An 11,113-nucleotide genomic window follows, 5' to 3' on the forward strand; every position below is an offset into this window, starting at 1 on the left:
CAGCTCGCGTAACACGCGAGCGCCGGTCCGATCTGTACAAGGAGCGGGGAAAGCCCAGGCGTTGCGTGTCCCGGCCCTTCACAGGGCTGCGGCCATGTCTGCAAGCGCTTCGTCCTGCCTGCACTCCAGTGCAATGGCGGCGCCGCGAAGTGCGGGCGATTGCGCCGCCTTGATCACATAGACGGGTATTTCCGCCAGGCCTTGCGCGAAACGGCCCTTGGACTCGAAGCGTTGCCCAAATGACGAGCGCCTGAAAGCATTGCCCAGGCGGGGAACAATGCCGCCGCCGATGTATATGCCACCGTAGGCACCGAGCGTGAGCGCCAGGTTGCCCGCGACCGTTCCAAGAAATGCGCAGAACAGGTCCAGGGCCTCAAGGGCCTGTGGGTCCTCACGCTCAAGAGCCGCCGAGACGACGCCCGCCGCGTCGAGGTCGACAAGCGCCTTCGCGCCATCGATCTCCTGCACGGCGCGGTGAATGTCCGCCAGTCCCCTGCCGCACACCGCGCGCTCGGCCGACACATGGCCATACCGGGAACTGAGCCACTGCATCACGGATTGCTCCCGCGGCGTGCAGCCCGCGAGAGTGACATGGCCTCCTTCGCCCTCGATGGCTATCCAGCCGCCCCGCCCGTCGGGCAGCAAGCCGGAGACACCCAAGCCGGTGCCAGGGCCGATCAGCCCCATCGCTGCCAAGGGGACAGCCTTGCCGCCTCGAACCTGTCGCAGCTCCGCGGAGTCCAGGGCCGGCAAGGCCATCGCCAGGGCGGTGAAATCATTCAGCACCCGCAACCTGGCGAATCCGAACTCCGCAGCCAGTGCACGAATCGAGAAAGTCCAGTGATGGTTGGTCATTCGCACTTCATCGCCCCGCACGGGGTTGGCGATGGCAATGGCGCAGTACGCGGGTGCTTGCCGACCCAGAATGGCGAGGTAATGCCGCATCGCATCCGCAAGCCTTGCGTATCCGGCGCAGGGCAAGGTCATCACGTCGGCGATGGTCTCCCCCGCGCCGTTCTGCCAGGCAAAGCGCGCGTTGGTTCCACCGATGTCGGCCAGAAGCCGCGTATCGCCGTCCGCAGCCACCTCAGGACAGCAAGACAGCGCCATCACTCCATGGTGATTTTTGCGGTCTTCACAATGTCGCGGTACAGCGCGGCTTGAGGCGCGACAAACGCGCGCAGCTCGCGCCCGGGCATTGGGGCGACCGTGATGCCCGCCTCCGCGAGCTTGGTGCGCACCTCGGGCTGCGCAAGAGCTTCGAGCAAGGCCTTCTCATAGGCGGCCACGATGGTGGGAGGCGTTCCGGCTTTCAGGAACAAGCCTTGCCACAGCGGCAGCGAAACGCCGTTAAACCCCTCTTCCTCGCCAATGCGCCTGACATTCGGCAACTGGACGACACGCGCGCCGTCGGACACCGACAAGGCCTTGATCTTGCCCTCTTTGAGGAAGGGCATCGCGGTCGACAGGACCAGCACCGCGCTGTCCACCTGCCCGCCGACGAGGTCGTTCACGATCTGCGCCCCGCCGCGGTAGGGGATGTGAAGCATTTCCACCTTCGCCTGCTTGTTGATCAGCGCCCCATAGAGATGCTGCATCGTCCCGATGCCGGGGGTGGCGTAATTGAAGCCGGCCTTGCCGTTTTTGCGCAGCGCACCCACCAGGTCGGAGAGCGTCGCATAAGGGGAGCCCGCAGGAACGGCAAAGATCATCGGCACCGCGCTCATCCGCCCGACGGGCAGAAGGTCTTTCTCCCAATCGAGCCGGGTCTTCGGGTTGACCATCGGCACGAGCACGGTATCCGTGCCGCCCATATAAATGACGTTGCCGTCTGCCGGTGCGTTGAGCACTTTTTGCGCGGCAATCATGCCGCTGGCTCCCGCGACATTTTCGACAATGACTTGGCGTCCCAAGCGCCTGGACAGCTCGGTGCCGACAACACGCGCGACCAGGTCGGCACTGCCGCCGGCGGAGTACCCGACCACCAGCGAGATGGGCTTGTCGGATTGCGCATGGACAACACCCGACAGCAGTGCGCCGGCGCCTAGCAGGGCAAGTTGATTCAACAATCTGCGATTCATGCCGGGCTCCTTTCAGAAGGTGTGTTTGATGCCAAGGTCGAACGCCGTCGTGCGGCTCTGGCCGACCTGCCTGGCGGAGCCTACATTCGTGTACAGCAAGGTGCGCTTGCTCAGGTCGTACTGGATCCCCGCCCCCACCATTTTCGAGTTGAGGTGGGTCGCCGGGCGCAGGTTGCCGTAAGAGACATAGGTGCGCCCAAAGCTCAGGGGCACCAGCGCCGATACGGTGAACGAAGTGGCATCGCCGTTTAGGCCGCCCTTGGCGCGTGAATAGCTGGCCGTGGGGCGGACCACACCGAAGTCGTAGCCCCCCGCGATGAGCTTGAGATTGGTCCTGTTGTCCAGGCCGTCGTAAGCCGCGCCAAGCCAGACCGGGCCGTCCTTGTACTGGACGTTGGCGGAGGTGCTTCGCTGGCGCGTGCCTTCTCCCAGGCCGGTTGCCAGCTCGAAGCTCACGGCGCCCAGCGCCGGCGATTTGTAGCCGATGGTGTTGCTCCATCGGATGTTGGAGGCCTCAACCGTCGCGGCAACCGGGAGGTAGTTCGCATAGGTGTAGGTGGAACCGGTCTGGCTGACATAGCTCCAGAGCGTGGGGTCGGTATTGAGCGCAACCGTGTACGCTGCCGAGTATTCGCGGCCGGAATAAATCTCGCCCCAGTCCTTGCTGCCGATGGCAAGGACCGAGCGGCCCAGCCAGAAGACATTGGCATTGCTGAGCGCTCCCGTGTCCGTCGCAAACCGGGTTTCGATCTGAAAACGCGTGTAGATGCCGCCGCCCAGGTCTTCCTCGCCGCGAAAACCCAGACGGGAGGTGTTGCCGGCCTTGATGTTCCAGTCGTCGTTGGGAGCCCGGCCGGGCAGCATCCCGGCGGGCGTGGTACCGCTGGTCGCTTTTGTGAGGCCTTGGTCAACGATGCCGTAAATCGTCAGTGAAGACTGGGCGTGTACTGAAAAAGCCGGGGCCAGCGCGCTTGCGGCCAGCAATGCGCTGCGCACGGCAGCGTTTCGGGCCCTGCATAGGCCCAAAGGTGGAAAGAGGAATGTCTTCAAGCTTGTCTCCTTGTTATGCGCCGGCTCCATCAGCCAGCGGAGGCAGTATATATGTATTTATTGTATTACAGTACAATTAATATTGTATTTATCAAAATTTCAAGCAGAACTGCTGCAGGGACTTCTGAGAGACTCGTGAAAGCCAAGCTAGCCAAAATCACTGCCAACCCTCGACACCAATGCAATTCATACAATATGTACCGACATCACGGCTTGTCGGACTTCCCCTTGTCAGCGCCAGCCCCCGAGCAAACCGTTTCCGCCTGACTGGAGCCCTATGAACATCGGAATGTTCGAATCCTTCATCACCGGCCATTGGTTCAGCGCTGAAGCCAAATGCATCTGGAGTGATGTCGCCACGCTGCAGGCCTGGCTCACCGTCGAAGCCGCGCTGGCCCGCGCCCAGGCTGAACTGGGTGTCATTCCTGCCGAGGCCGCCAGCACAATCGCGGAGAAAGCCGATGCCCGGCTGTTCAACCTGGAACGCCTCTCCAGCGACATTGCCTTCGCGCAGCACCCGCTCGTTCCCGTGCTGTACCAGTTCGAAGAGCTGTGCGGCGAGCCTGCCGCCGGTTTCATCCATTGGGGTGCGACCACCCAGAACATCTTCGACACCGCGAGCTCACTGCAGATGCTCGAAACGCATCAGCTCCTGACGAACCATCTGGATGCGGCCATTGCCGCCTTCGGCCAACTCGCGCTGGCGCATCAGGCAAGCGTGATGCCGGGCCGCACGCACGGCCAGCACGCATTGCCCATGACTTTCGGATTCAAGCTCGCGGGCTGGCTGGACGAACTCGACCGCAACCGCGATCGGCTCAAGCAGCGATTGCCATCGTCATTCGTGGCAAGCCTGGGCGGAGCCATAGGCACTTTCGCGGCCATGGGCAGCGCGGGGCGAGAGGTTGAGGCGCGAATGGCCAAGCAGTTGGGTCTTGAGCCCGCCGGGCTGCCCATGCGTTCGTCCTACGACCGCGTGTGTGACTACATCTCTGCGCTGGGGCTGCTCGCCGGCACCGCGCAAAAAATCGCCCAGGATGTCGTGTTCATGCAGCGCACCGAAATCGGCGAAGTTGCAGAGGCCTTCCACATGGGGAAGGTGGGCAGCTCGACCATGGCGCAGAAACGCAACCCGTCGACCGCACTGTTGCTGGCCAGCCTGGCGCGCATGATGCGGGCCCGTGTGCCGGCGGCGCTCGAGGCCATGGTCCGCATGGATGAAGGCGACTCCTCCGCGACCAACGTCACGGATACGCTGCTGCCGGAAATCGCCATCCTCGCGGCGTCGATTGCCCAAACCCTTTCCACCCTGGCCCGCGGCCTCGTCGTGCACCCCGAGGCGATGCGCCGCAACCTCGATTTGTCAAACGGCCTGATCGCGTCGGAAGCCGTGATGATGCGGCTGACCCGGTTGATGGGGCGGCATGAAGCGCATCAATTGCTCTACGAAGCGGCGCAGCGGTCCCAGACCGAGGGCGTGCCCTTTATGACAACCATCGGCGAGCATCCCCTGTTTGCAAAACGCGAGCTTCCGCCCGACCTGGTGCAGGCGCTCGTCGCCAGCAGCTATGTCGGGGAATCGGTGGCGCTCACGCGCGAAACCGTAGAGCGCGTGGTCGACGGCGGCGCCGCAATGGACTGACCCGCTTTGCTCGTCACTGGGATCAGGCGCACACCATAGGGAATGGAGGGGTCAGCCCAGCGTGCGTTGATCGCCTGGTACAGGGACTCGATCTGGTCGGCAACGCTGCACCCCACGGTGTCAAAGAAGTTGGCATGCTCATTCGCAAGATCCGTGCGCCCCAGCAACACCACGCTCAGCGCCGATGGGATGCCGATACCGGCCTCCGACATCAGTTGCCGAAACTTGGCGCCGTCTTCAATGCCCCATGCCACCAGGGCAGTGAACGGCAGCTGCCCTGAAGCATCCCGGCTGGCTTTGACCAGGTCTGCAAGCGCCGCTTCATAGTGGTCGTCAGGCAGGTGCGGCACCGTGATTTCGTGGAGCTCCGCGTCCGCCAGGTTGCTCTGCAGGTATTCAAACCGCCGGCGGCCCATCTGCGTTGCCAGAACGGGGGACGACGTTGCCGCGTACGCGATGCGGCTATGGCCTTGCTGCCGCAAAAGGGCAATCGCCTTGGCCAGGGGTTCGCCCCATTCCATGCCGACCGCTTCGACATCCGTGCCGGCGAGCGTCGCGCCGTCCACCGCCAACACATCACATTTATCCCTCAGCGCGGCCAGCAGATCGATGGTGATGGTCTTGTAGGTCGACTGGACGACGCAGGCGTCAAAGCGCGGCGAACCTTTCAATACGGTGCGCGCATGGGCCGGGTCGGTGTATGACACTTCCAGCACGCGATGCCCGTCGGCGGTGAAGCGGCGCTGCAGGCCTTCCACCAATACGCGGCCGCGGGTGATGCTGATGGAGCGCCTGAGCAGCAGCACCGACCTCGTTGCCTGCAAGCGAGGGCCGGCGTTAGCCAGCGCTGGCTCGCCATCCCCCCGAAAGTAGGTTCCACGCCCCACCTGTGAATCGATCAGTCCCCTGGTTTTGAGGCCCTGAAAAGCACGCTGAACCAGCATTTGCGATACGCCGAAGCGGCGCATCAAATCACGTATGGGTGGCAGGCGATCCCCCGGACGGGCATTGTTCGCCAGCTCGTCCAGGTACTGTTCCAGGTCGGAGGCCGTATTGTTCATATACATACAATACAACACATTTCACCGGCGCCCGCCACCTGGAAGGCGGGACACACCACCGGGCTCCCTTCGCTGAGCCCGGCAAGCTTCACAGACGCGTCAACCGCGGCCCACAAACGGCATCTTCGTGGCCATGATGGTCATGAACTGCACGTTGGTCGACAGCGGCAGCGCCGCCATGTGCACCACCGCGGCGGCCACTTCGTTCACATCCATCATGGGCTCAATGGCGATCTCGCCGTTGGCTTGCGGCACACCCTTGGCCATGCGGGCCGAGAGTTCGGTCAGCGCATTGCCGATGTCGATCTGGCCGCAGGCGATGTTGTACTTGCGGCCGTCCAGCGAAATGGACTTGGTCAGGCCCGTGATCGCATGCTTGGTCGAGGTGTAGGGCGCCGAGTTGGGGCGCGGCGCATGGGCCGAGATCGACCCGTTGTTGATGATGCGGCCGCCCTGGGGCGACTGCGCCTTCATCAGCTTGATGGCCCCCTGTGCGCACAGGAAGGAGCCGGTCAGGTTGATGTCGACCACATTGGTCCACTGCTCAAAGGTGATGTCCTCAATGTTCACCGGCGGCGCACCCACGCCGGCATTGTTGAACAGCAGGTCGAGACGGCCGAACTTTTCCTTGACCTTGGCAAAGGCCGCCGCCACGGACTCTGGCTTGCTCACGTCGGTGGGCAGCGCCAGGGCGCGGTCCGTGCCGGATTCTTTGGCGACTTCATTGAGCGGCTCCACGCGACGCCCCACCAGCGCCACGCTATAGCCCTCACGCAGCAGGGCCAGGGCCACGGCCTTGCCGATGCCGGTGCCCGCACCGGTGACGAATGCGACTTTGCCGTTGGACTTGTTCTCGGAATTCATGGTCTGCCTTGTCTCTCTGGAAGGGTTGGAGGGAGTATTGGTAAATCGATGCAGCGATGCGCCACAGGTCTGGATTGTGCCCCAGCCTCGCGCAGGCCGCATGACCCCTGGACAGGCCAGCATCGGCAGATACTTTAAGTCTCAACTATTTTTCAGATTGTTGGAAATAACCGACACCACGGCTTTTTTGCCGGTGCTACCTTTGGATCCATGCCTGCCGCCACCCCATCAGCACCGCGCAAACTCTGGGACATTTCGCCACCGGTCGATGAAAACGCGGCCGTGTTCCCCGGTGACACGGCCTACTCCCAGACACTGCATTTTTCCCTGGCGCCGGGCTGCCCGGTCAACGTCAACAGCATCACGCTGTCCCCGCACACCGGCGCGCATGCCGACGCGCCGCTGCACTATGCGAATGGCGCGGCCAGCGCCGGCGAGCTGGACCTCACCCCCTACCTCGGGCCCTGCCGCGTGATCCACTGCCTGGACTGCGGCCCGCTGGTCTTGCCCGAACACGTCGCCCACGCCTTGGAAGACCTTCCTGCGCGCGTGCTGCTGCGCACTTCGCACAGTGCCAGCCAGGCCTGGGACGCCTTTACCGCCATCGCACCCGAAACACTCGAGTTACTGGCAGGCAAAAACATCTGCCTGATCGGCATAGACACGCCCAGCGTGGACCCAGCCACCAGCCAGGACCTGCCCAGCCACCACCAGCTGCTGGCGCACGGCCTGCGCGTGCTGGAAAACCTGGTGCTCGACGAAGTGGCCGAAGGCGACTACGAACTGATTGCCCTGCCGCTCAAACTGACCCGGGCCGATGCCTCCCCCGTGCGCGCCGTGTTGCGCGAACTTCCCTGAAGAAAAAAAGATGACCACTCTGCAAGACTGCCGAACCCTCGACACGCAAGACCCGCTGCGCGCACTGCGCGAACAATTCACGCTGCCCGAAGGCGTGATCTACCTCGACGGCAACTCGCTGGGCGTGCTCCCCGTCACGGCGGCCGCCCGCGTCGCCGAGGCGGTGACGGCCGAATGGGGCCAGGGCCTGATCCGCTCCTGGAACAGCGCCGGCTGGTTCGAATTGCCGCAACGCCTGGGCAACAAGATCGCCCGGCTGGTAGGCGCAGCCCCCGGCGAGGTGGTGGCCACCGACAGCACCTCCATCAACCTCTACAAGGTGCTCAGCGCCGCACTGCACATCGCAGCACAAGACGCACCCACGCGCAAGGTGATCGTCAGCGAGCGCAGCAACTTCCCTACCGACCTGTACATCGCTGAAGCCCTGTGCCGTGAGCGCGGCTTTCGCCTGCAACTGGTGGAGCCTGAAGAAATCGCGGCCGCCCTCACAAGCGAGGTCGCGGTGTTGATGCTGACCCATGTGAACTACCGCACCGGCGCCATGCACGACATGGCCGCCCTCACCGCCGCGGCCCATGCCGCCGGCGCGCTCACCGTCTGGGACCTGGCGCACAGCGCGGGCGCGGTGCCGGTGGACCTGAATGCGACGAAAGCCGACTTCTCGATTGGCTGCGGCTACAAATACCTCAACGGCGGCCCCGGCGCGCCGGCCTTTGTCTGGGTCAACCCCAAGCATGCCGACCGCTTCTGGCAGCCGCTGGCCGGCTGGTGGGGCCATGCCGCGCCGTTTGCGTTCACGCCCGATTACCGGCCTGCGGCAGGCATCTCGCGCTACCTCTGCGGCACCCAGCCCATCCTGAGCATGACCGCGCTGGAATGCGGCCTGGACACCGTGCTCGCCGCCGAAGCCCTGGGCGGCATGCGGGCCCTGCGCCAAAAGTCGCTGGCACTCACCGACCTGTTTATCCAACTTGTCGAGGAACGCTGCGCGGGCCACGGCCTGGGCCTGGCCACACCGCGCGAACATGCGCAACGCGGCTCGCAAGTCTGCCTGACTCGGACCGAAGGCGCATATGCCATCGTGCAGGCCTTGATCGCGCGCGGCGTGATCGGCGACTTCCGCGCCGGCGACGGCGCAGCCGGCAAACACCTGGACATCCTGCGCTTTGGTTTCACCCCGCTCTACATCGGTTTTGAAGACGTGTGGAACGCCGTCGAACATCTGAAGCAGGTGCTTGAAACAGCCGAATGGCGAAAAGCCGAATTCAACCAGAAGCACGCGGTCACCTGATGAATAGCAACAAACCACAAGCCCCCGAAGACATCGTGCGCGACGAAAAAGCGCAGCTGGACTTCAGCCAATCCATGAGCTACGGCGACTATTTGCAGCTCGACGCCATCCTGGGCGCGCAGAAACCGCTCTCGCCCGACCACAACGAGATGCTGTTCATCATCCAGCACCAGACCAGCGAACTCTGGATGAAACTGATGCTGCACGAACTGCGCGCGGCGATCGCCAACGTCGCCAACGACGAACTCGGCGGCGCCTTCAAGATGCTGGCGCGCGTGAGCCGCATCATGGAACAGCTGGTCCACGCTTGGGACGTGCTGGCCACCATGACCCCGCCCGAGTACAGCGCGATACGCCCCTACCTGGCCAACTCCAGCGGCTTCCAGAGCGCGCAGTACCGCTGCATCGAATTCGCGCTCGGTAACAAAAATGCCGCCATGCTCAAGCCCCACGCCCACAGGCCCGACCTGCTGGCGCAAGTGCAGGCCGCCTACCAAGCCCCCTCGCTTTACGACGAAGCCCTGCGCCTGCTGGCCCGCCGCGGCCTGGCCGTTCCGGCCAGCCACACCCAGCGCGACTGGACCCAGGGCTACGTCGAGAGCGACGAAGTCGAGCAGGCCTGGCTGGTGGTGTATCGCGACCCGAAGAAATACTGGGACCTTTACCAGCTGGGCGAAGAACTCACCGACCTGGAGGATGCTTTCAGGCTCTGGCGATTCCGGCATGTGACCACGGTGGAACGCGTCATTGGCTTCAAGCGCGGCACCGGCGGAACCGGCGGCGTCAGCTACCTACGCAAGATGCTGGACGTGGTGCTGTTCCCGGAGATCTGGAAATTGCGCACCGACTTATAGGCACCCCCGGGGTGCTGACGGTGGCCTACCGGGCTTTGGTGATCAGCAAGCGCCGCCGGCGCGATGACGCGCCGCCGCCGCTGTCCCGGAAATACCCCGGGTCGACCTGGTATGCCTCTGGACTTCCTTCCCCGACAGACGCCCCGAGCTGGCGAGGATTTCCGCCTGTTCACGGCGCAGGCTGTTGAGCGCGGCTATGGGGCCCATGCCGAAGTTTTCCGCAAACTTGCGTTGAAAAGTGCGCCGGGACATATTGCACAGGTCCGCCATCGCGTCGACGGACCAGTCGTGGTCAAGCCGGGCCTGCAACAACTCGATCAACTGGCGAAAGGGTGCGGCGGCCCGATCCTGAATCCTCAGGGCCTGGCTGTATTGGCGCTGATCGCCGTCCCTGCGTAAATAGACAAGCAGCCGCCGCGCGACACGTTGTGAGATGTCGGCGCCATGGTCGCGCTCGATAAGGGCCAGCGCGAGGTCGATGCCGGCCGTCACACCCGCCGTGGTCCAGTACTTGCCGCTTTCGCAGTAGATCTTGTCGTCGTTGACCCTGAGGTCCGGGAAGTCCCGCTGCAACCTCCCGGCGGATCGCCAGTGGGTGGTGACCTCCCGGCCATTCAACAAGCCGGCGGCGGCGAGCAGGAAGGCCCCCGTGCAAACGCTGCAGGTTCTGCGTGTGGCCTGGTCTCTTTCCCGCAGCCAGTCGACCAGCTGGAGATCGGCACATGCCGCATGGACGCCGCCACCGCCCGGCACCACCAGCGCATCGATCGGCAATGCCGCGGCAGCCCCCAGACCGTGGTCCACATGGATTTTCAATGCACCGTCGGCGCTCGTGACGGCGTCCTTCTGTGCCATGGTGGTCAGGCGATACACCGGAACGCCCACTTCTTCATTGGCCGTGGTAAATGCCTGCCACGGCCCGGCCAGGTCAATGGGCTGGAAGCCGTCGAACAAAAGAAATGCCACCCATTTTGGCGCACATTCGCCCGCTTTTGGCACTGCCCCTGCGGCAGCTGGCCTTACCTTCAGCGTCTTAGGAAGGGTGTTCATGAAAGTTAATATTATTCTCTTCAATGCCCTGACACAACTTGATTTAACGGGGCCTTTTGAGGTCCTGGCACGTGTGCCGGGGGTGCAGGTTGAGCTCGTGGGGAAGTCGCTGGAGCCGGTCCGCTCGGACCGCGGCCTCACGCTGGTGCCCACCACGACCATCGCAAACGCACCGCCCTGCGACCTGCTGGTGGTGCCGGGGGGACCTGGAACCGACGATGCCATACTGGATGCCGAGTGGGTCGGTTTCACCCGCAGGCAGGCAAAGTCGGCGAAGTACATCTTCGGCATCTGCACGGGCTCGCTGCTGCTCGGCGCCGCGGGCCTTCTCAGGGGCAGGCGAAGCACCTGCCACTGGCAGG

Annotated in this window: 11 protein-coding genes; 5 read left to right on the plus strand and 6 right to left on the minus strand. The window is 63.8% G+C overall.

What is annotated here, in order from left to right; genetic code table 11:
• Nucleotides 1-78: 78 nt before the first annotated feature.
• From glk to PMI15_RS04420, 3 genes are read right to left on the minus strand one after another with little or no spacing between them, the layout of a single operon-like run.
• Nucleotides 79-1,110: a glucokinase gene (gene glk, locus PMI15_RS04410; RefSeq protein WP_007864283.1), complete on the minus strand. Its 1,032-nt coding sequence runs from the start codon at nt 1,108-1,110 to the stop codon at nt 79-81.
• The gene (locus PMI15_RS04415; protein ID WP_007864286.1) at nt 1,110-2,081 is read right to left on the minus strand and encodes a tripartite tricarboxylate transporter substrate binding protein; all 972 of its coding nucleotides are present in this window, start codon (nt 2,079-2,081) and stop codon (nt 1,110-1,112) included. The genes glk and PMI15_RS04415 overlap by 1 nt, the downstream gene beginning before the upstream one ends.
• 12 nt (nt 2,082-2,093) lie before the next feature.
• Nucleotides 2,094-3,077, minus strand: a complete 984-nt coding sequence (locus tag PMI15_RS04420) for a porin (RefSeq protein WP_238541071.1) — start codon at nt 3,075-3,077, stop codon at nt 2,094-2,096.
• Between the two features lie 331 nt (nt 3,078-3,408).
• Between PMI15_RS04420 and PMI15_RS04425 the strand changes: the two genes are divergently transcribed.
• Nucleotides 3,409-4,773 carry an adenylosuccinate lyase family protein gene (locus PMI15_RS04425; protein ID WP_007864291.1) on the plus strand — a complete coding sequence of 455 codons (1,365 nt, stop codon included), beginning with the start codon at nt 3,409-3,411 and terminating at the stop codon, nt 4,771-4,773.
• Here PMI15_RS04425 and PMI15_RS04430 read toward each other — a convergent pair.
• Together PMI15_RS04430 and PMI15_RS04435 are read right to left on the minus strand one after the other, a co-directional pair.
• Nucleotides 4,698-5,834 (minus strand): GntR family transcriptional regulator, encoded by a 1,137-nt coding sequence (locus tag PMI15_RS04430; protein ID WP_238541072.1) that lies wholly within the window; start codon nt 5,832-5,834, stop codon nt 4,698-4,700. The genes PMI15_RS04425 and PMI15_RS04430 overlap by 76 nt on opposite strands.
• 99 nt (nt 5,835-5,933) lie before the next feature.
• Nucleotides 5,934-6,698: an SDR family oxidoreductase gene (locus PMI15_RS04435; protein WP_007864298.1), complete on the minus strand. Its 765-nt coding sequence runs from the start codon at nt 6,696-6,698 to the stop codon at nt 5,934-5,936.
• 210 nt (nt 6,699-6,908) lie between these two features.
• Between PMI15_RS04435 and kynB the strand changes: the two genes are divergently transcribed.
• From kynB to kynA, 3 genes are read left to right on the plus strand one after another with little or no spacing between them, the layout of a single operon-like run.
• Complete coding sequence (gene kynB, locus PMI15_RS04440; protein ID WP_007864301.1) at nt 6,909-7,556, plus strand: arylformamidase; 648 nt, start codon at nt 6,909-6,911, stop codon at nt 7,554-7,556.
• A gap of 10 nt (nt 7,557-7,566) precedes the next feature.
• Nucleotides 7,567-8,847 carry a kynureninase gene (gene kynU, locus PMI15_RS04445; RefSeq protein WP_007864303.1) on the plus strand — a complete coding sequence of 427 codons (1,281 nt, stop codon included), beginning with the start codon at nt 7,567-7,569 and terminating at the stop codon, nt 8,845-8,847.
• Nucleotides 8,847-9,701 (plus strand): tryptophan 2,3-dioxygenase, encoded by an 855-nt coding sequence (kynA, locus tag PMI15_RS04450; protein WP_007864306.1) that lies wholly within the window; start codon nt 8,847-8,849, stop codon nt 9,699-9,701. Before kynU ends, kynA begins: the two co-directional genes overlap by 1 nt.
• Nucleotides 9,702-9,743: 42 nt before the next feature.
• Here kynA and PMI15_RS04455 read toward each other — a convergent pair whose 3' ends face one another.
• Nucleotides 9,744-10,667 carry a GlxA family transcriptional regulator gene (locus PMI15_RS04455; RefSeq protein ID WP_007864307.1) on the minus strand — a complete coding sequence of 308 codons (924 nt, stop codon included), beginning with the start codon at nt 10,665-10,667 and terminating at the stop codon, nt 9,744-9,746.
• Between the two features lie 82 nt (nt 10,668-10,749).
• Between PMI15_RS04455 and PMI15_RS04460 the strand changes: the two genes are divergently transcribed.
• Nucleotides 10,750-11,113 (plus strand): DJ-1/PfpI family protein (locus PMI15_RS04460; protein WP_007864308.1); only part of this gene is annotated, 364 nt, incomplete at its 3' end.

This window comes from Polaromonas sp. CF318 (genome assembly GCF_000282655.1).
GTDB lineage: Bacteria > Pseudomonadota > Gammaproteobacteria > Burkholderiales > Burkholderiaceae_C > Polaromonas.

Bases quoted from the DNA above. Each gene is read 5' to 3' on its own strand.
- glk (WP_007864283.1), bottom strand. From the start codon at position 1,110: ATGGCGCTGTCTTGCTGTCCTGAGGTGGCTGCGGACGGCGATACGCGG.
- PMI15_RS04415 (WP_007864286.1), bottom strand. From the start codon at position 2,081: ATGAATCGCAGATTGTTGAATCAACTTGCCCTGCTAGGCGCCGGCGCA.
- PMI15_RS04425 (WP_007864291.1), top strand. From the start codon at position 3,409: ATGAACATCGGAATGTTCGAATCCTTCATCACCGGCCATTGGTTCAGC.
- PMI15_RS04430 (WP_238541072.1), bottom strand. From the start codon at position 5,834: ATGAACAATACGGCCTCCGACCTGGAACAGTACCTGGACGAGCTGGCG.
- PMI15_RS04435 (WP_007864298.1), bottom strand. From the start codon at position 6,698: ATGAATTCCGAGAACAAGTCCAACGGCAAAGTCGCATTCGTCACCGGT.
- kynB (WP_007864301.1), top strand. From the start codon at position 6,909: ATGCCTGCCGCCACCCCATCAGCACCGCGCAAACTCTGGGACATTTCG.
- kynU (WP_007864303.1), top strand. From the start codon at position 7,567: ATGACCACTCTGCAAGACTGCCGAACCCTCGACACGCAAGACCCGCTG.
- kynA (WP_007864306.1), top strand. From the start codon at position 8,847: ATGAATAGCAACAAACCACAAGCCCCCGAAGACATCGTGCGCGACGAA.